The 20,294-nt window shown below is 40.2% G+C and carries 16 protein-coding genes; 12 read left to right on the top strand and 4 right to left on the bottom strand.

What is annotated here, in order from left to right:
* Positions 1-3: 3 nt before the first annotated feature.
* Both AAC000_RS09535 and AAC000_RS09530 read left to right on the top strand, forming a co-directional pair.
* Positions 4-1,062 (top strand): hypothetical protein, encoded by a 1,059-nt coding sequence (locus tag AAC000_RS09535; protein ID WP_339722150.1) that lies wholly within the window; start codon positions 4-6, stop codon positions 1,060-1,062.
* Between the two features lie 461 nt (positions 1,063-1,523).
* Positions 1,524-2,255, top strand: coding sequence for a PEP-CTERM sorting domain-containing protein (locus AAC000_RS09530; protein WP_339722148.1), 732 nt, complete (start codon positions 1,524-1,526; stop codon positions 2,253-2,255).
* A 288-nt stretch (positions 2,256-2,543) separates the two neighbouring features.
* On the opposite strand, the gene AAC000_RS09525 is transcribed toward AAC000_RS09530, so the two are convergent.
* Genes AAC000_RS09525 through AAC000_RS09515 form a run of 3 tightly spaced genes read right to left on the bottom strand, consistent with a single transcriptional unit; the run spans position 2,544 to position 3,658 of the window.
* Positions 2,544-3,128: a hypothetical protein gene (locus AAC000_RS09525; protein WP_339722146.1), complete on the bottom strand. Its 585-nt coding sequence runs from the start codon at positions 3,126-3,128 to the stop codon at positions 2,544-2,546.
* A gap of 15 nt (positions 3,129-3,143) precedes the next feature.
* On the bottom strand, positions 3,144-3,368 hold the full coding sequence (locus AAC000_RS09520) for a hypothetical protein (RefSeq protein WP_339722145.1): 225 nt from the start codon (positions 3,366-3,368) through the stop codon (positions 3,144-3,146).
* 23 nt (positions 3,369-3,391) lie between these two features.
* Positions 3,392-3,658, bottom strand: coding sequence for a hypothetical protein (locus AAC000_RS09515; RefSeq protein WP_339722143.1), 267 nt, complete (start codon positions 3,656-3,658; stop codon positions 3,392-3,394).
* A gap of 134 nt (positions 3,659-3,792) precedes the next feature.
* Between AAC000_RS09515 and AAC000_RS09510 the strand changes: the two genes are divergently transcribed.
* Entirely contained in the window at positions 3,793-4,962 is a 1,170-nt protein-coding gene (locus AAC000_RS09510) for a hypothetical protein (RefSeq protein WP_339722141.1), read from the top strand.
* Positions 4,963-5,085: 123 nt separating this feature from the next.
* Here AAC000_RS09510 and prsT read toward each other — a convergent pair whose 3' ends face one another.
* Entirely contained in the window at positions 5,086-7,827 is a 2,742-nt protein-coding gene (prsT, locus tag AAC000_RS09505; protein WP_339722139.1) for an XrtA/PEP-CTERM system TPR-repeat protein PrsT, read from the bottom strand.
* Positions 7,828-8,127: 300 nt separating this feature from the next.
* Here prsT and AAC000_RS09500 point away from each other — a divergent pair, with 300 nt between their 5' ends.
* From AAC000_RS09500 to AAC000_RS09460, 9 genes are read left to right on the top strand one after another with little or no spacing between them, the layout of a single operon-like run.
* Positions 8,128-9,360 carry a GNAT family N-acetyltransferase gene (locus tag AAC000_RS09500; RefSeq protein WP_339722137.1) on the top strand — a complete coding sequence of 411 codons (1,233 nt, stop codon included), beginning with the start codon at positions 8,128-8,130 and terminating at the stop codon, positions 9,358-9,360.
* The gene (locus AAC000_RS09495) at positions 9,353-11,938 is read left to right on the top strand and encodes a hypothetical protein (protein WP_339722135.1); all 2,586 of its coding nucleotides are present in this window, start codon (positions 9,353-9,355) and stop codon (positions 11,936-11,938) included. Before AAC000_RS09500 ends, AAC000_RS09495 begins: the two co-directional genes overlap by 8 nt.
* Positions 11,939-11,968: 30 nt before the next feature.
* Complete coding sequence (locus tag AAC000_RS09490) at positions 11,969-12,925, top strand: glycosyltransferase family A protein (RefSeq protein ID WP_339722134.1); 957 nt, start codon at positions 11,969-11,971, stop codon at positions 12,923-12,925.
* Between the two features lie 12 nt (positions 12,926-12,937).
* Complete coding sequence (locus AAC000_RS09485) at positions 12,938-14,056, top strand: glycosyltransferase (protein WP_339722133.1); 1,119 nt, start codon at positions 12,938-12,940, stop codon at positions 14,054-14,056.
* Complete coding sequence (locus tag AAC000_RS09480) at positions 14,053-15,063, top strand: polysaccharide deacetylase family protein (protein ID WP_339722131.1); 1,011 nt, start codon at positions 14,053-14,055, stop codon at positions 15,061-15,063. The genes AAC000_RS09485 and AAC000_RS09480 overlap by 4 nt, the downstream gene beginning before the upstream one ends.
* Positions 15,060-16,100: a FemAB family XrtA/PEP-CTERM system-associated protein gene (locus tag AAC000_RS09475; RefSeq protein ID WP_339722130.1), complete on the top strand. Its 1,041-nt coding sequence runs from the start codon at positions 15,060-15,062 to the stop codon at positions 16,098-16,100. The genes AAC000_RS09480 and AAC000_RS09475 overlap by 4 nt, the downstream gene beginning before the upstream one ends.
* Before the next feature lie 47 nt (positions 16,101-16,147).
* A complete protein-coding gene (gene asnB, locus AAC000_RS09470; protein WP_339722128.1) occupies positions 16,148-18,064 on the top strand; it encodes an asparagine synthase (glutamine-hydrolyzing) in 1,917 nt (638 codons plus the stop codon).
* The gene (locus tag AAC000_RS09465) at positions 18,061-19,182 is read left to right on the top strand and encodes a glycosyltransferase (RefSeq protein WP_339722126.1); all 1,122 of its coding nucleotides are present in this window, start codon (positions 18,061-18,063) and stop codon (positions 19,180-19,182) included. The genes asnB and AAC000_RS09465 overlap by 4 nt, the downstream gene beginning before the upstream one ends.
* Positions 19,172-20,287, top strand: coding sequence for a glycosyltransferase family 4 protein (locus AAC000_RS09460; protein ID WP_339722124.1), 1,116 nt, complete (start codon positions 19,172-19,174; stop codon positions 20,285-20,287). The genes AAC000_RS09465 and AAC000_RS09460 overlap by 11 nt, the downstream gene beginning before the upstream one ends.
* Positions 20,288-20,294: the final 7 nt, after the last annotated feature.

The raw sequence follows: 20,294 nt of genomic DNA, 5'->3' as shown, positions 1-20,294 counted from the left end.
ACTATGCCACTTAGTGGATCTCAAAAAGACACAATTTTAGAAGCCGCACGGTTTGCACCTTCAGCAGATAATTCAGTTCCATGGCAGTATTCTTGGAAAGATAATGATGTGCTTTGTTTATATAATGATAAGACTCGCAGTGGAGCAGCCACCGATAGCACTTATATTCTAACTAACCTAGCAATGGGTGCCGCTACTGAAAATATTATGCTCTGCGCCCATACACTGGGGTTAAGTGCAGCAACCAGCTACAAAAAAGAGGGTGATGAAATCTGTGTCACCATTTCGTTTGAGGTATTCACAACTGAAACTCGAGTCGAATCTGAAGTACAACTCGCTGAACAAATTGAAAATCGTCATAGTGATAGACGTTTTCCATATAAAGGGGAGATTACGTCGGAAATCATTAAGCAGTTAACTGAAAGTATTAATAATACTTCCCACTCTCTGATTATATATAACGACAAAACGAGCATTAAGCAGATAGTTCCGATTATTCGCCGCGCCGAGGCTGTGCGATTCAAATCTGAGTCATTACATGCGGAACTTTTTGATACTGTAAAGTTTGATGATAACAACCCACTAGAAGGTATGACCCTGGATGTATTGGGAATTGAAGCTCCGGCTCGCCCAATGTTTAAACTTCTAAAAAAATGGTCTGCTATGAAACGACTTAATCTAATTGGGGTGAGCCAGCTCATTGCAGTTAGGTCAGTCACCCTGCCGATAGTTAACTCACCGGGTTTAGCCATGATCACCACCCCGTCAGATTCGGCAATAGATATTTTTAACGCTGGCCGGCAAATACAAAGAGTATGGCTAAAAGCCACCAATCTTGGATTATCGGTGCATTTATATGCTGCACCTGGGGTACTCACGCTAGCCAAACCCAATTTGAACCAAGCCTTGTCTGAAGAATTAGTAGAAATTGAAACTAGGTTAGATAAAATTACTTCTGGGACTGACAAAGCCGTGATGTTTTTAAGATTAGGCTATAAGGAAGGCACTCCTCCTCGCGCGGGACGCAGAGAAGTAAAGGAACTAGAAAAACAACTGTCATGATTTTTTACACTTAGCAATGTGTCAATCAGTAAGTAGAGAAGATAGTTTCTCTAAGTTAAAAACCAATAAACAACTGAAAATACTCGAGATGGCTAGTTAAATCGTTATAAATTAGCCACTAATCCTAAAAATAAGACCCCTGAATTTAATTTGGCAACATAAATACCAGCGTTTATACAGTGCCTAATAGCAGTACTCTGATTATTTGACACACAAAACAAAATTAACATGTTGAATTTTCCATTTATGTGTCAGAAATATTTACACAAACCTAAATTCAATGGGTCTAATTAACGTTTTTTTTAATTCATGCTTCAAACAAAATTATAAACGATTGTTTTTAAAGCAATTTATAATTATGGCACAAGAGCTGCATTGTGAAGGTAGATAGCGGAAATAGTCAATTCACTAAATATCCGCGAAACTGAAAAACAAATTTTAAACTTACAAGGAATAGACAAATGAAAAAAATTATATTTTCCGCTGCATTAGCTCTAGGTTTGAGTATGTCAGCTCATGCTGACCCAGTATCTGTTGGTGGTGTAAATTGGGATACAGACTCAGGCGCAGATTTCCAGTCAAATGGTAATATTTATGAAACTTTCGCAGGTGCAGTCGGTGAAACTGTAACAGGTTTTGGTGTTATGACTAACTTTAATGGTACTTTGGATAGTGTGTATTGCCCAGGCTGTGAATTAACATATACATTTTCTTTAGAATTGGTGTCCGCAATCCCTGTTGTAGGACTTCCAAATGCAAGTATATTTGCATTTGATAATGTAGTCTTCGATATTATGGTTGATGACAGTCCAGACTATGACGAGGGTGCGCCAAGCCTAGCAAGTGCTAGTGATGGTGTGAATTTCTTATCTTTTGTTAATAATGGTTTATTGACAGGTTTAGCTAACAATTTATTTAGTCTACCTAATATTCAAGGTAGTGGTAGTGGATTTTTAGATGTTGTTGGTGGTTTAGCCATGGAATATTTTGATACTAATGGAAAGCTAAATGGATCTGATGTGTCGTTTACATCGTCTTTCCAACCTGCTCAATTGAACGTTCCTGGTTATCCATTATTTGGTTCGTTAGATTTATCTGGTGATACAGTAGTTCCAGAACCATCATCACTAGCCTTGTTAGGTTTAGGTATGTTGGGTTTAGCTTTCGGAGCTCGCAGAAAATCTGTAAAATAATTATCAGTTGAAAATCGTAAATACCGGCAAATGCCGGTATTTTTTTGTCCTCAATTTAATTGATAATTTCTTTTTAGGGAGAAACATTACAATATCCTAGATCGCTAGGTAATCCTTTTGCAGACTCAAGATTGACCACTCCTTCAAGATATTCGACATTAATAATAATTCACAAACGATTGCTCACCAAAGTGAGTCTATTTTCAGAAAGCCCATTTTTAAACTTGTTGCCCGATAAAAATTACTCTAAATTAGTTTCTGAGTTTACAGTTTAAAATTTGACTCGATTCATTCGCCTAGCTTAAGTTGTCTACAACGTCTAGAGTTATACAAATAGAAAACATAAAACCTGTCGAGTAGAAATTCTTCTGGCTTTGAATGATTTCCCGATGTATCAATATAAGGATAGTAAGTGTTTAAATACAGTTTAGTTGCTTTGTCAGTTTTAAGTATTGTATCTTGCGGAGGTGGTGGCGGAACACCTACACCTACACCTTCCCCAACTCCAACTCCAACTCCATCACCAACACCAACACCAACACCGAATGTTACCCCTTCAGTTAGTATCACAGGGAAAAATGCTTTCCAGGAATTAGGAATAGTAGAACTCACTGCAAACGCCAGCGATGCCGATGGCAGTATTGCATCTGTCAGTTGGTCTATAATATCGGGGCCAGAGGTCACCTTGACGGGAGAGGAAACTCTCAAGGTCAGTTTTATTGCACCTGTTGTAAATGTTGATACCGAACTGATGTTACAAGTACTGGTAACGGATAACGAAGGTGCAACGGCAACTAGCGAATTTAGCGTTACAATCACAACAATACCGACCCCAACACCATCGACAAACGTTGCACCTTTAGTCAGTATCACGGGGCAAAATTCATTTCAGGAATTCGAAAACGTTGCACTGACTGCAAACGCCAGTGATTCAGATGGAACAATTGCGATCGTCAGTTGGCGTGCAATATCGGGCCCGGCTGTCACTTTGACAAACGCCGATAATTTTGAGGTCAGTTTTATTGCGCCTAGTGTTAGTGCCGATACCTTGCTGGTGTTAGAAGTACAGGTAATTGATGATGAAGGTGCGATAGCAACCAGCGAATTTAGCATCACTATCACTCCAACGCCGACTCCTACTCCAACGCCGACACCAACGCCGACTCCAACGCCGACTCCGACTCCAACGCCGACTCCAACACCGACTCCGACTCCAACGCCGACACCGACTCCAACACCGACTCCAACGCCGACTCCAACACCAACGCCGACTCCAACGCCAACGCCAACGCCGACTCCAACGCCAACGCCAACGCCAACGCCGACTCCAACGCCAACGCCGACTCCAACGCCAACGCCGACGCCAACGCCGACGCCAACGCCGACGCCAACGCCGACGCCAACGCCGACTCCGTCGCCGTTTGGGAATTCAGCCTTATCATTTGAGACAGGTGTCACTGATAGGGGGTCTGCGGTTTTTTATGATCAAAAACTTTATGTTTCCAAAATCAGAAGTTCCGGTACTTATTCTTACGCCATGTTTGAAAATGTTCACTTGTCAACTGTGAATAATACGGTCAATACGGCGCCAGGGTTAGGGTACAACGTTGAAAATTATGACGAAAAAGGAGGGGTAGTAGCAGAAACAACAGATTTAAGTGCTACTCTAGTGATCGACTCTGACAATGTAGTTACAACTATGCAGGGCTATAGCATAAATGTGCCTAGTGGAGGGGTTTCAACTACAGCCACGCTAACAGAATCCACTTTAGAAGCAAACTTAAACGGTTATAACGGCCAGTGGAAAGATATTGTATTTTCTGGATTGACACTAGATGCTGGAATGTTAAGCGCCGTTGATCAAAACGGCTGTAGCATTGATGGTGTTGCAACCAATAGTGGAACAAAAAATATATTTTCTTTTGATGTGAACTACAGTGGTTGCAGCAAATCTGGCAACTATAATGGTGTACTTACCCTAGTAGAACAAAATGGTGTAGCCGATCTCAGCTGGATGGCCTTTGATAGTGACAACGTCGGAGTATTTGGCTCGGTCGATACACAAATAACCCAAGATGAATCACTCCCATTAACTAATGCGTTAAAGCCTAGTTTATATATTAATGATTCAAAGTTAATGATTTTTACTACTAGCGAGGTCTATTCCTTGGAATTTGTACTAAACGCGGGGTCTAAAAACCCATTTGTTTTTGATTACACTTATGAGCCTGCTCCTCCTTTTATTCTTGGCGATGGCAATGGTTTAATAGAGTCAAATCCAATTGTTGATGCATCGTTATCTATACCTGTAACCCCTGAGATGGACAGTATTGATATAGAAATAAGTTACGTCAATCAAAGCAACGTAGCTACCACTCTGAATTATTCGGATCTACTTTATGTCTCACCTGAATTATTATTGGATAGCCTTGAAGGGCAATGGGGACAGCTAGTTATTGATGCTAACGGTATACTATCTGGCAGTGCGAACAGCTGTACTTTGACAGGCAATATTAATAACTATGAAGAAAAAATAGCATCAGTGTCGATATCTTTGAATAATTGTGGACAAGCGGGAGACTACTCTGGAGTGATAGTGGGAGTCGAAAGCACATTATTTGGAGTGACAAATAACGGAATAATCGCGGTATTATTTAGAACTGATGGTTTGTTTAGTTATTCTGGAATAGTGGGAAAATCTAACTAGGCAGTTGGAGCTCTGAATATCCAATATTCTTCGCTATATTTAATATCTGAATATTGGCTTTGTTATTGCCAAGCTAACTATTTTAAAAGCCAGGCTATATAAGCCTGGCTTTTAAAATCTAGGTCATATTGTTTTTAGCAGTGACTGTCGGTGTTCCATTTGACCTTTCGAGGGTTTAACTAACTTTTTCAATAACTCTTTAGCCTGTTGTTGCTGGCCTAACGCTATCCTTACCTCTGCAAGATGTAACATAATAGAGTTTGCATTGGGAGCTAGGCGTAACGCCTCATTGAGATTTTTATAAGCCTCTGGCAGATTGCCCATTTCATATTCTATCCAGCCTAAAGTATCCATGATTTGTGGAGAATTAGGTATCAGTGTAAGGGCTTTTTTTGCAAGCAACAAAGCCTTATCCAATTGTTTGTCCTGTTGTAATACAAAAGCCAGATTGTTTAACGAAGCAGGCGTTTCCCCTTCTTCTTTTAACAAGATGTCATATTGAGTCGCAGCCTCTTTATACAGACCATTATGTTGAAAAAATTCAGCTACAGTATGACGCATACGCGTTGGTGGCGAAGACATCTTAGCCAACTCAGCCTCTAAGATTTCTTTCGCAGCATTAATATGACTATTTCCCTGCATGGCCATAGCTAGCATAATAGCCGAAGTAAAACTTGGAGAATTTTTATAATGATTAGCCAACAACTCTTCTGCTAATGGATAGTTTTTCTCTCCCAATGCCAGTTGCCCTTCATAGAACCCCAGCAAATCAAAGGATTCATCTGTATCTAAAGATTTAAGCAAAGAGACAAGTTTTCTGGCCTCACTAAGCCGCCCTAATTTGGTCAGAAAATTAACTTTCAACATTTGCAATGCAGGCTGGTTAGGAAACTGCTTAAGCGCGTCTTCTGTTAGTTTCAAGGCTTCATTATCGTCGCCCTTACGTTCGCTAAGCCCAATAACCCGGAGAAATGGAATTAAAGTAGACGGTGATTTCCCCTTCCATGTTTGATAGGTAGTTAATGCTAAATCAGTTTGACCTAGCAGTAAGTAAGTATCGCCCAAAAGCAGTTTCCCGAGTGATGGCAACGAAGAATCATGTGGGGCAAGAATATCAATTACGCGTTGTTGTTCCCCCTGAAATTTTGCACTCATCGCCAGAGCAACATTGGCCGACAGGTTACCTTTATCATGTTCTATCATTTGTGTTAAAAAGAGATCAGCCTCTTTCGATTTATCCAGCACTTGCCCTGCCATAGCAATGCTAACCAGTGCAAGAATATTATCGGGAGAAAATGTCAGCACCTGCTTTGCTTGAAGGTAAAGCGCGTCATATTGTTGTGCTTTTTCATAAGCCAGTAATAGATATTGATGTGCCCCCATTTGTTTGGGGTTAATTTCCAAAGCGGCTTTTAAAGCGGTTATCGCTCGCTCCGTATCATTGTTTTTAAAATACACCACACCTTTTAAGGTTTCACCATTTACAGGATCAGTTTGTGCCCATTTGTTGGCCACTTCAAGCGCGGCTTTTGGGTCACCATTTCTAACATGTGCCATGGCCAGATGCATCCACCCATTTGACACAGCTGGGTCTTGTGCTAACAACTCGGAAAGGCTATCTATTACCGCTTTTTCATCCGTGCCTATATTGACCATTGCTTCGCGATACTTAGAGGAAACATTACTACCATCTAATTCTGTCGCTTTAGCTAACAATTCTTTGGCACCGGTTAAGTCTCCTATCGCAGCCAATTTCATGCCTGCTTGTGAAAACAAATCTACATCTTCAACTCGCAAATCTGTCATGCTTCTAATAGAATTTGCAGCATCATCGCTATAACCCAGACTTAACTGCACATGGGCTAGCAATCTTTGAACATCACTGTTTTTGACACCATCTCGATTGCTTAGATTTATCAGATTTTGATATGCTTTTTCAAGAGCATCTACCTTGTAGGCACTGACTCCAGCGATTAACCTAGCCTTGGGGGTATCCACGCCGTTTTGGATGGATTTTTCAGCATGGCCTAACGCTCGCTCATACTCTTCTTTATCGTAAGCTATATTAGCCTTAAAAAGATTAAGTAGAGGATGATCTTGATTGATTTTTAGTAAAACATCAGTCTTATTTTCCGCAACGTCATAAAGCTTAGCTTTTATCAATGCTTCAACTTCTTGGAAATCAACGGAGTTTTTATAAGGCATCAGTTGATTCACCTTAGCAAAACTCTCTGCGGCACCTTTGTAATCACCTTCCTTATAATTCAACTTTGCCTGGAGATATTCTGTATCTACAGGGCGATAGTTACTCTGTTTAAGCTTTTGTAGCAGTTCTGTGCTTTGTTGAATATCGTTGACCCTAAACGCTTCGTAACTTTGTGCCAACAGTTTATCTAACTCAGATAAACCTGTAAGCAACTCTTCCAATTCTAATGGGGTATCACGCAATGAAGTCAAAAAACGTATTAGACTGACAGTACTTAATGCTTGAGGTTCAGTCAGCCCATCCAGCGACATACTTAGCGCTAAATCAAACTGCTCGGAATAATAATAGACCTGTGATAACAGGGGTAATACGTCATTTACGTTACTGCCTAGGTCCAGAGCCTTGTTTAACTCCTTTTCACTTACAGCTAATTGCCCTGTTTCAAAATAAAGTTGCCCTAGTAATAATCTGGTGGCTGGCACCTCAGGTGCTTGTTGAACCGCATTTTTTAATTCAATAATAGCCGCCTCTAACTTATTTTCATGAATATAAGTTTGTGCAATGGTGACAGATTCTTCACTGCTTTTTTTATCGCAGCCAATTATGGTTATCACAAGTATTACCGTAAATAATACTCTGCCCAATTTAGATTTTTTCATCGAGACTCCATTCGTAAGTTAACTTTATTAAACTAGTTTTTAACATTCTACATCTACATCTGAGCAAATAAAACAATACGTGGTCATTCGCTACTTAAATCCTGCAGATCCCACCCAATTAAATACAGCTAGCATAATATAGCCATTTTTGTATATTTATCCTTAGCAATTGTATCTTGGGCTGTTTTTCACTTGCCGTTTTTAGGCTAAGTTCTTTGTTAAAAAAAGGGGCTTAGTTTTTACTGCTTCTATCACGACACATTTGGCAATTGTGATGATAAAAATTTACGGATGATTTTAATGTCATTTAAAGTTAGCCTTAGTACATTACAGCCAGTGTATTTATATCGGAATAAAACCTTGTCGCAAATGGAAACGGATCCCATGCCTTCATTACCCTTTCAGACTCGCTCCTATCACGTGGACGAAAGTCATGTGGAAGAATTGGAGCAAAAATGGATTGCATTACAAGGTCAGGCTAATTCGTCGGCATTTGTTGCTTGGTTCTGGATAAAACAGTGGTTAACTCAAAAAAACCTCACTACTAACAACTGTTTATGCGTTGAAGTAATGCAAGATCAGGAAACCCTTGGATTAGCGTTATTTGGTACAAAAACCAAAAGAGTATTTTGGGGATTAAGCTTTAACCAGTATTTTTTACATAAAAGTGGCAATATCAAAGAAGACCAAACATGGATAGAACACAATACTTTTTTGCTACATAAAAACTTTGAACCACAATTGACCAGTGAAATTTGTCAAGAGTTAGTCAAGATAGGGAAAGTAGATGACATCAAGATAGGTCTGAGTTCCCCCCATTTTATCAATACCCTAAATTTTGAAGGCTTTAAAATAAGGACAGAATTGTCATCACCCGGTTATTTGGCCAATTTAGAAGGATTCTCGTCACTAGACGACTATCTTGCTAGTCTATCAAAAAATACTCGTTCTCATATTAAACGCTCAATAAAACTATTAAATGAGCAAAGTCCACTGCGACTTGTATTAGCAAAAGAGCCTGCAGAAAAAGATATGGTACTAACTCACATTGCAGAATTGCATCGCATCAAATGGCGCTCTACTGTCTATGGGAGCGGCTTTGATAACCCTTGCTTTTATGAATTTCACCGCGGGTTAATTCAAGCACCACAATCCGCTCAAAATTGTAGGTTATATACCTTATATCAGGATGATGTTGCCCTCGGTCATGTTTACTTATTGACCTACGGTAATAGTTGGAGCTTTTACCTGTCAGCATTACATTTTAATGCTGATAACCGTATTAAAGTGGGATTAGTGATCCACAGCCTAATAATCGAACAAGCTATCAAAGAAAGCATAAAAGTGTATGACTTTTTAGCGGGTGAAGCCCAGTACAAACAATCGTTATCTAACGCACATCCTTATGAACAAAATATTTACTGTTTCTATCGCAATACCCCCCTATTACTATTCAGAGAACTATTAAGAAAATGGAAACGTTTGATATTTGGTGGCTTGTTTTCAAACCTGCGGATGAAATTAAATGATTGATTCCCCGACCATAAAACTACTAGTAGAGCATGAGCCCAATTTACACAATGATCAGAAAAAATGCTGTGAAGTATCTGTCCCCTTACCTAAATCAAAGGTGTTTGCACTTGAGCAACTTTCGATAACTTCAGCCACAGATAATCAATCAGATAAACCACGAGAAATCGATGCACTCTGCCAAGTTGTCGCGTATTGGCCAGATCACAGCTTTAAATGGGTAAAATTGATTTATCAGTACATTAGCCAAACACAGTTGTATTTGAATATTGGCACCAGCAATGCAGCAACAACCAGTACGCTACCCAACAAATTAATAGAAAAAGCGGAAGTCATAGATAACTACTCCCTCAAAGGTGGCAGTGAAGCATTAACCCTGAGTCTAGAGAATAACCAACTAACAATGCTGGATGACAAAGGCGATGCTATTTTATCCCTCAATGCAGATGACCTAAAACTCACAGATAGCCAAGGGCAGCGAGTTAAAACTGACTTTAAGCATGCAAGTGTTGTTCAACACAGTAATCTAAAAAATAACGCCTCTTCAGCCGTCACATTGAAAATCGACGGACATTTTTCAGACACCTTAGTGTACTTTCAGCTTATGGTTGAGTGGTTGATCCCCTTTGAATTAATGAAGTTTACCCTGCAAATACATAATACCAACAGGGCCATACATCAAGGTGGCAAGTGGGACTTGGGCGACGCAGGTTCATTTAATTTCAAATCTCTTGATATTGAATTAAACACAGTCAAAAAAACGGTTACAGAACACAACATACTTACCGATGTTCAAAATAACCAGACTTATAACGCCGATAATATAGCCTGCGAGCAGTTCTCAAGTGGTGGAGTCAATTGGCAAAGCCCTGTACATGTAAACCACAATAATCAGGTCGAAATTAACAAAAACGGTTTTGTTCTGAATGATGGGCAAAGCGGTTTACGTTGCCAGCCAGTGGTGACTTTAAAAAACAACCTTACTATTACCCTAGACCAGTTTTGGCAGAATTTTCCAAAATCATTAACAGTAAAAGACAACATCGTCTCTTTGGGACTGTTTCCAGAAACCCATTATCTCCACGAATTACAGGGAGGCGAGAAAAAAAGCCATACCTTCTGGATATCGCTTAATAGCGCAAACAATGATTTAACTACTCGCCATCAAACTATCCGCGGCAATATTGACTGGGAGTGGATCAGCCAATGTGACTTATATCCTTTTATTGAAAAAGAAACAGTCACAGCAAACTCGCTGCAATCCATTATCGACTTAGGCATAAACAGCACAGCAAGCTTTATTGAAAAACGTGAGAATCTTGATGAATATGGCTGGCGTCACTTCGGAGAGTTATATGCTGACCATGAAACCGCAGATTACCAAGGTGAAGACATATTTGTGTCCCACTATAATAACCAATATGACCCAATCTACGGTTTTCTGAGGCAATATTTAACCACAGGTAACACTAAATGGTTTGAGCTGGCAGATGACTTAGCCACACATGTAAAAGATATTGACATCTACCATACCAAACTAGATAAAAACGAATATAACGGTGGTTTGTTCTGGCATACAGACCATTACTTGCAGGCCTTTACCTCTAGTCATCGCTCTTATTCAAAACACCAAGCTAGTGATGTCTATCAAGATCATGCAGGTGGTGGCGGACCTGGCGGTCAACACTGCTATACCACGGGTTTATATCTACATTATTGTATGACCGGACAGCAGAGTTCTAAAGATGCAGTGCTCACCTTAGCGAATTGGATCACCCATGTATATGAAGGTTCAGGTACATGCCTTGAGCTATTATTAGCCTTTAAGAACCGCCATGTGGCAGGTTATAAAAATCATTTTACTGGGCAGTATCCGTTAGATAGAGGCATTGCCAATTACGTGAATGCCTTACTTGATAGCTTTGAGCTAACCCAAAACGATAACTATCTGACAAAAGTACAAAATATATTCGCCAACGCTATGCACCCAGATGAAGATCTTGCCGATAGAGATTTACAGAATGTAGAAATCACCTGGTTTTACACGGTATTACTGCAGGCTCTGTGTCGTTATCTACAAGTAAAGCAAAGTAGAAAGGAATTTGATAAACACTTTTATTATTGCCGTGACTGCTTATTAAATTTCGCTGACTGGATGCTGATCCACGAATACCCTTACCTGCAAAAGCCCGATATTTTAGAATACCCAAATGATACTTGGACCGCACAGGATCTGCGTAAAGCTCATGTGTTAGCCGGCGCTTATTATTTTTCGCCTGACAAAAAAATCGAATATTTGAACAAAGCACAGTTTTTTCAACAGTATGTTACTGATAAGCTTACTAAAGCGGATACTAAAACCTATACACGGATTTTAGTATTGCTGATGCAAAATCAAGGAGCGATGGAGTGTTTTCAAAAGCGGCCTTCCCCCATAGCTTTTGCACCAAGAAAAAACTGGCCAGCGGCAAAATATCAGCAAACCAGTTTATTTGGTGGATTACTTAAGGTATTCACCAAAAGGTTGATAAAACTCTCTCCAAGAGCTGAATTTGACTGGTTGAAAAAACGCTTAGCCTAACCCCAAACAAAACAGGATTAACAAACGCATATGCAGGTTTCTTTTATTATTCCCCATAAAGGAAGGTTTGAAATGTTGAAGCAAACACTTCAATCTATTTGCCTGCAATCCTGTGACCTGAATACAATCGAAGTGATAGTGGTCAGTCAAACACCAGATATACAGCAGCAAACTCTGCTGGACAATCCATCCATTAAGCTAACAGTGTGTATTCGTCCAGAAAATGACACTATCTCAGCACTACGCAATTATGGGGTAACACAGGCCCAAGGGCAGTATTTAGCTTTTCTTGATGCTGACATTTGGCTATCAAATAATTGGACTCAGCAAATGATTGCCGAGATTGCCGTAACCCAAGATAGAATCATCAGTAGTGCCATGCAAATTTGTGATGACGATGCTCCTCCCCTAGAGCAGATCCGAACTAGCCTGAGTAACGCCGAGATAGATACCGATGTTGCTTTTTTACCCGGTCGAAATTTATTTTTAACGCAAACCTCATTCGATAAGATAGGGGGATTCCCAGAACACCTAATCACTTGCGAAGATTACTTTTTTACTGATCAAGCGGCCAAACTAGGTAAGCTTTACTACACTTCAGCCGCTACGTACATCCATTTAGGTGAAGACAAAGCCTATAAGGCCATGTTTGACAAAGAGATTTGGCGAGGCCAGTCAAATTTACAATCCATTTCTGGGCGTAATATACCGTTTAGAGAATGGCCGAGCTTTATTGCACCTCCTGCTATTTTATTGATGTTTTCAGTATCCTTGTTTTTACTCGTATTTGGGCAGGTGTATTTAGCAACTTTGGCCTTTTTAGTAGCAGTAATACCGGTTTTTGTATACAGTTTGCGACTGTATGCTTTAGCAGATAAAAAAATCAGATTTGTACATATTGTTAAATTTTATGTTTATTACTTTCCGGCACGAGCAATTGGTACGGTTTTAGGTTTGTTTAAATCCATCGGCGTAAAGACACATTAAGGATAAACACCTATGACGCAAACTATCAATGTGCTGCAGTTTATATGTCCTACCGGATTTTACGGTGCTGAGCGCTGGGTGTTAGCCCTGGCTAAACATCTGGACCCCGCCAAAATACGTTGCGATTTAGCAGTGACAATGGAGCCTGGTCAAAAACCCTTAGAACTCGTTAACGAATACCAAAAATTAGAGTTGCCTTGTCATATTGTGAATATGCAGAGCAAGTTTGACTTATCAGCCGTGTCTAAAATGGCGGCGTTAATCAAAGAAAAAAACATTCATATAGTGCACACCCATGGTTACAAGTCCGACATCATAGGTGTGTTAGCCGCCAGAAAAGCAGGTATTCCCTGTGTGGTGACACCCCATGGTTTTGAAAATGCCAAAGACGTTAAGTTGCGTACCTTTATTTGGCTAGGTTGTCAGGCCATGAAATATGCCACTAAAGTGGTGCCGCTATCTCAACAACTTATGCGTGACTGTAAACGTATGGGTGTGAAAGATCATAAAACCTTATACATTCAAAATGGGGTCGACCTCTCAGAAGTAGAAGCCACAGCCACGCCAGAAAGACTTAATCCTGAAGAAAAGCGTATTGGTTTTGTAGGTCAGATGATCAGCCGCAAAAACATATTTGATATTCTGGATATTTTTGAACAACTACATGCCAAACATCCTAACACTCGACTCATACTTTTAGGTGATGGCGATGCACGTGCCGAATTAGAAAAATACAGTCAAACTCTTGCCAGTAGTAGTCATATTGAGTTTTTAGGGTTTCGTGATGACAGATTATCCTTGTTAAAGTCATTTGATCTATTTGTGATGACATCAACACTCGAAGGCATTCCCCGCTGCTTAATGGAAGCTACCGCGGCCAGTATCCCAGTCGCGGCCTATGATATAGCCGGTATTGATCAGTTAATTGAGCATCAAAAAACCGGATTGCTTGCACCACTAGGCGAAAAAGACCAACTACAGGGCTATTGGGAAACACTATTATTTGATCAAAACTATGCAACTGAATTAGCGGCGAATGCCAAAGAGTTTGTATATCAGCATTATTCAGCCAATCGAATGGCAACTGAATATACTGACTTATTCGAAAAATTGGTTACGGAGGCCCAATGAGCACGAAGGGAAGCAAAACACCGATTATATTTGTATTGACCATAGACACCGAGGAAGAGTGGGATTGGTCAGGTCCCTTTCCCCAGCAAGTGGCCAATGTGAATAATATTGATAAACTACCGGCATTTAATGACATCTGCGAAAACTTAGGCATCAGACCCACCTATTTTGTGGATTATGCCGTGTCCGATAATAAAATCGCTGTAGAAAAAATGCAGACATTTACCACCAAAGGCAACTGCGAAATCGGTGCACATCTGCACCCTTGGTGTAATCCACCTTATTACGAACAAGTAGGTGAAGCCGAATCCCATGTTATCAATTTACCCGTAGAGCAAGTTTCCAATAAGTTAGATGTATTAATGGCAAGCCTTGAAGCTGGGTTTGGGGTAAAAGCCAAGTCATTCAGAACCGGCAGATGGGGCATTGACAAAAATGTCATGGCGCTACTAATAAAAAGTGGCATTACCGTCGACTCAAGTGTCTATCCCTATTACCAAAATGAGTATTTCAGCTGTGTTGGCTCCCCTACTCTCCCCTATTGGCCCGACCTAAACGAGCCACTAAAACAAGGCAAGCAACAAACCATTTACGAGCTACCAGTTACGGTAGGCTTTAACCGCACAAACTTTGAATTATCCAATAATGTGCATGTGGCATTTGCTAAACCACCTTTAAGCTGGACCCGGTTTAACGGCCTCGCTTGGCATTCCAATCTATTGAGAAAAATTTACCTTTGCCCAGAATTATCAGCGGCAGAAGACATGCTAACTTTGTGCGAAAAGGTAATTGATAAAGGTTACCCGATTTTACATATGTATATGCACAGCTCAAGTTTACTGGATAACCAAGTGGGATTATTAGAGAGTGATCAAGATCCCTTCGACTTTATCAGTGATGCAGTCACCAAAGTGGTGACCCAATTAAAATCCAAATATGACATTGAATTTTGCACTATTTCTGAAGCAGCAAAAAAGTTACAGACTATGGATACCCCTGCTGAATGAAGATAAGAATGGCGGTGGCCGCTGATCACATTATTTGGGATGAATATGTAGATGGCCACAAGGACGCTAGCCCCTATCATCGATTTGCGTGGGCTTTAAGTGTCCAACAAGCCTACCAACATCAAAATGTGAGTTTATTAGCCTTAGATAATGACAAGATAGTGGGCGTATTACCTTGCGTAAAAATGCAAAACCCCTTCGGAAAGGCGAAGTACTGTGCGTTGCCATTTTGTGACTTAGGTTTTGCCCTTGGCAACGATGCCGACATAGTGAAGGCATTGCAAACAGAAGCACTGACGTTATTACAAAATGCCAAAGGCACCAATTTTGATTACCGTGACACGGCCACAGCAACCGAAAGCACTGAGTTAACAGGCAAAAAAGTCCGAATGGTTTTGCCTTTACCAGGCAGCGCCGAAACACTTTTAGCCGGATTCAAATCTAAACTACGCAGTCAGATCCGCAAAGCAGAAAAAAATGGCTTGAATTGCAAGTTAGCCAACAGTCAAAAACACATCGATGACTTTTATCAAATATTCGCTATCAACATGCGCAAACTAGGCTCACCGGTACACAGCAAAAAATGGTTTGAAGCTTTGTTTAACAATTACGCTAAGCATATTGTTTTGTCGGTAGTCTACAAAGACCAAGTCCCAGTTGGTGCAGGCATAGTGCTGTTAAATGGTACTAAAGCGGTGATCCCATGGGCTTCAACTGTGGCCCAATACAACAAGTTAGCGCCAAATATGCTGTTATATTGGTCATTGTTAGAGCACGTGAGTGAGCATGGTTGCACCGAGTTTGATTTTGGCCGTTCGACTTATAACGAAGGCACTTACAAATTTAAACGCCAATGGGGCGCAGAGCCAATTCCTCTGGTGTGGACAAACTTAGTTGCACAACCAGCCACGATAGATAAAAATACCCCAAACAAGCCGAGTCAAATCAGAAGTTTGATTGAAAAAACCTGGGCAATATTACCCTTAGGTGTCACCACAACCTTAGGACCCAAAATACGTAAACATATTAGTCTTTAGCGACATAAACGCTATACAAAATAGCAGTTAAAACAGGAAGTAAATAAATGTGTGGCATTGCCGGTTTTACCCACTTTAATGGACATATGGGCGATAACGTCACCCTAAAAAAAATGGGAGATAGTATTTATCATCGCGGTCCAGATGCCGGCGGCGAATACCTTGATGAATACGTAGGCCTAGCCCACCGCAGACTAGCCATCATCGATTTGACCGATGCAGGCATACAGCCCATGACCTCCTTTGATGGCAAATACATCATTGTATTTAATGGCGAAATTTATAATTTCCAAGAACTAAGAGCAGAACTAAGTGCTGCCGGTTACCCCTTTAAAACCCACACCGATACCGAAGTCATTTTGGCCCTGTATGCTACCGAGGGTGCAAACCTACTCAATAAAATAAACGGCATGTTTGCCTTTGCTTTATGGGATACCACCACCCAGAAGCTACTGATAGCCAGAGATCGTATGGGCAAAAAGCCCCTATATTATTTGCAAACTGCTACCCAATTTGCCTTTGCCTCTGAAATCAAAGCGATTTTAACCTTACCCAATGTACCCAAAGATATCCGCTTAGACGCGGTTTACGACTTTTTCGCTTATCAGTATGTGCCCGACCCTAAAAGTATTTTCACTCATATTCACAAGCTATCACCTGGCCACTATATGACCGTAGATTCCAATGGCATTGAGATCACCCAATACTGGGATGTAACTTTTGAGCACACCAGCACAGCAAACGAAACCGAGCTCACCAAAAAACTCAGAGAGTTAGCGGCCCATTGCACCAAACAACGAATGGTCAGTGACGTACCATTAGGCGCGTTTTTAAGTGGCGGCGTGGACTCAAGCGGTGTGGTAGCCATGATGGCAATGAACAGCGAAACACCAGTTAAAACCTGCTCCATAGGATTTGATGATAAAAAATTCAACGAAACTGAATTTGCTAAAGAAGTAGCCGACAAGTATCACACCGAACACCATGAATTTACTGTGCATCAAAATGTCGCAGATAATCTAGAAAAGATAGTCAGTTATTTTGACGAACCCTTTGCCGACCCTTCTTTAGTGCCCACCTTTTTTGTATCCGAGCTAGCAAGGCAGCAAGTGACGGTGGCCATTGCAGGCGATGGCGGCGACGAAGTCTTTGCTGGTTACGAAAAATACACCACAGATGCTACCGAAAATAGCTTACGTAATAAATTTCCCAAAGTGTTGCGAAAACACCTATTCCCTAAGCTAGCAAACTTTTTAGCAGGCAGTAATGCCACTATCTGGCGCAAAGGTAAGTCTTTACTAACGAGCTTAAGCCAAGAGCCAGCAATGGGCTTTTATACCACCAACTCACAGATAGACGACAGACAATGGCAAAAACTCGCTAAACAAGAAGTTAAAGCAAAACTGGGGGATTACCACCCATCCAAAATCACCATAGACGCCTACGAAAAATCAGACGGCCCAGACCACTTAGCCAAAATACTCTACACCGACATGAAAACCTATTTGCCTGGCGGCATACTGGTCAAAGTCGACCGAATGAGCATGGCCAACTCCTTAGAAGTGCGAGCGCCATTGCTAGATAGAGAAGTCGTCGAATTTGCCGCCACCCTGCCCTCTGAAATGAAATTTAAAAACGGCGAGAAAAAACACATACTTAAAGAAGCCTTCAAACCCATGCTTCCCGACGGTATTTTATACCGTAAAAAAATGGGCTTTTCAGTACCCTTAGCTAGTTGGTTCAGACACGAAATTAAAGACTTAGCCGAACAACACTTAATCGACCAGGCCCAAGGGCTTAAAAGCATATTTAATCACGATTATATTCAAACACTATGGCATGAACACCAAAATGAAAGTGCAGATCACAGTGCCCTGCTTTGGAGCATGTTGATGTTTGAGATGTGGTGGGTGAAATATGCTGAACCACAAGCAACCGAAAACCAGCAGGAAAACGCTGCGTGACTAAAATTTCAGTTATGCATATCACCTATGACATGCGCATAGGTGGTACCGAAATGGTAATTAAAAATCTTATTGAAGGCTCTGATCCTGAAGTATTTGAGATGTCGATATTTTGCGTCGAGGAACCTTTAGGCCCTTGGGGTGTTGACCTTCAAAATAATGGCATTCAAATTAGCAGTAAAGCGCGCAAACCTGGCTTTGATACTTCACTTATATCCGCTATTCGACAACATATAAAACTTAACAAAATTGATATTATCCATTGTCATCAATACACCCCTTGGGTTTATGGTGTGATTGCTGCTTTCGGCACTAAGACCAAGGTAATACTCACAGAACACGGACGCTTTTATCCGGATTCTAGTAGTTGGAAACGTAAGCTAATCAATCCGTTACTGTCAAAAATTACAGATTGTATTACTTCTATTTCAAAAGCTACGTTACAGGCACTAGTTGAGTTTGAAAATATACCAAGTAAAAAAATCCAATTGGTATACAACGGCATTCGACCACCTGAGATTAATCCACAAAAAACAGTCAAGTTGAAAGATGAATTGGCATTCACAAATTTAAACTTAGTTTTTGGTACAATTGCTCGGTTAGACCCGATTAAAAATCACCCTCTGATGATAAACGCCTTCGCTGCTATTCTAAAACAATTCCCAAATAGTAAACTGATCATAGTGGGCGATGGAGAAGAGCGTTTAAATATATGTAAACTAATTGAAAAGTTAGGGATTCAAAGCAGTATCATAATGCCTGGATATGATCCGCAACCTCAACATTACTTAGAGCTAATGGATGTCTTTATGTTAACTTCCCTAAGTGAAGGCACATCCATGACATTACTCGAAGCCATGGCATTGGGTAAGCCTTGTATAGTTACAAATGCAGGGGGAAATCCGGAAATAGTCATTCACGAAAAAACAGGCTTAGTATGCGATAACGACGACCTTCCTTCACTCATATCCGCCATGTTGTCCATGAGCAAAGACATAAAAATTCGAAACCAATATGCTGAAGCATCAAAAATTCGTTTTTCCGAATTATTTGAAAATAGTATTATGATCAACAATTACGCCAATATTTATCAAAAGTTGTCTAAACATGCCAAATAAGTCCAAGCCTCCTATTTATATTGGATTAACAGAAAGACATGGTATAGCACAAGAATATTGCCAATTTGCGCCTGAAGGCTATGAATATCGCTTTATTGATAGAAGTCCACATTTGTCTGATAAAATAGTTAGCAGCTCTGCTAAAGGATTTTACGCCTTTTTTGATGACCCATCGGTATCAATAGTTGAAGCACCAATATTCCCTGTTAACACACAAAAAAACTGGATATATACTCCTGCAGAATTTACAGCCACAGCTAACTTTGGAATTTTCGGCCTACCATTACCCAGAAGCCTTCGATTACTCGCAGTTGAAAATGTTTTAAAGAAAGATAATTTTAAAAAACTTATATTTAAAAGTCACGCAGGCCTTTCTACACTCAAAAAATATGCAAAAAACGTAGACCCTATAATAGTAGACAAATGCGAGGTCATTTACCCTTGCGTTAATATCACTAAAGTAGAAAAAAAATTCTCTGAAGAACAATTCAATATATTATTTGTTGGAGATTTTTTTAGAAAAGGTGGAGCGAATGTAGTTGATGTATTTGAACAACTCCATAGTAAGTACCCTCATATACGTCTGAATATAATTGGTAATACTCAGTTTGATACTACTAACACAGCTCTAGCCAATATTTACCGAAATAAAATTGCTAATCATTCTGCCATAGTACACAAAAAAGTAAAAAGACCAGAACTGCTAACTGACATCTATCCCAAAGCGGATGTATTGGTTTCACCAACTTACCAGGAAACATTTGGCTTCGCCATTTTAGAGGGGATGGCCTTTGGCTTACCTGTTATTTCTTGCTCTCATTTTGCAATTCCGGAAATTATCGAAGATGAGCAATCTGGATTACTAATAGAAACTGAGCAATTTGAATTTATTAGCCAATTTAAGGGTTACAGCATTAAGAATATTCCTACCGATTTTCATCAATATATGAACGAACAACTTTATGAAAGACTTGAGCGTTTGGTGACTAACCATAGACTATGCAAGTCATTATCTAATAACGCTCTAAAGCAATGCCACAAGAAATTTTCTCCGCAAATAAGAGCAAATAGAATGAAAAGTATTTATGATGAGATTATGTTTTAAGTTTAGT

Origin of the sequence: uncultured Paraglaciecola sp., assembly GCF_963977085.1 — a bacterium.
Lineage (GTDB): Bacteria > Pseudomonadota > Gammaproteobacteria > Enterobacterales > Alteromonadaceae > Paraglaciecola.
Note: the sequence above shows the minus strand (reverse complement) of the source record. Positions and strands in the feature narration are given on the sequence as shown.

Coding starts and splice junctions, on each gene's coding strand:
- AAC000_RS09535 (WP_339722150.1), top strand. CDS start 4: ATGCCACTTAGTGGATCTCAAAAAGACACAATTTTAGAAGCCGCACGG.
- AAC000_RS09530 (WP_339722148.1), top strand. CDS start 1,524: ATGAAAAAAATTATATTTTCCGCTGCATTAGCTCTAGGTTTGAGTATG.
- AAC000_RS09520 (WP_339722145.1), bottom strand. CDS start 3,368: ATGCTAAATTCGCTGGTTGCTATCGCACCTTCATCATCAATTACCTGT.
- AAC000_RS09510 (WP_339722141.1), top strand. CDS start 3,793: ATGTTTGAAAATGTTCACTTGTCAACTGTGAATAATACGGTCAATACG.
- prsT (WP_339722139.1), bottom strand. CDS start 7,827: ATGAAAAAATCTAAATTGGGCAGAGTATTATTTACGGTAATACTTGTG.
- AAC000_RS09500 (WP_339722137.1), top strand. CDS start 8,128: ATGTCATTTAAAGTTAGCCTTAGTACATTACAGCCAGTGTATTTATAT.
- AAC000_RS09495 (WP_339722135.1), top strand. CDS start 9,353: ATGATTGATTCCCCGACCATAAAACTACTAGTAGAGCATGAGCCCAAT.
- AAC000_RS09490 (WP_339722134.1), top strand. CDS start 11,969: ATGCAGGTTTCTTTTATTATTCCCCATAAAGGAAGGTTTGAAATGTTG.
- AAC000_RS09485 (WP_339722133.1), top strand. CDS start 12,938: ATGACGCAAACTATCAATGTGCTGCAGTTTATATGTCCTACCGGATTT.
- AAC000_RS09480 (WP_339722131.1), top strand. CDS start 14,053: ATGAGCACGAAGGGAAGCAAAACACCGATTATATTTGTATTGACCATA.
- AAC000_RS09475 (WP_339722130.1), top strand. CDS start 15,060: ATGAAGATAAGAATGGCGGTGGCCGCTGATCACATTATTTGGGATGAA.
- asnB (WP_339722128.1), top strand. CDS start 16,148: ATGTGTGGCATTGCCGGTTTTACCCACTTTAATGGACATATGGGCGAT.
- AAC000_RS09460 (WP_339722124.1), top strand. CDS start 19,172: ATGCCAAATAAGTCCAAGCCTCCTATTTATATTGGATTAACAGAAAGA.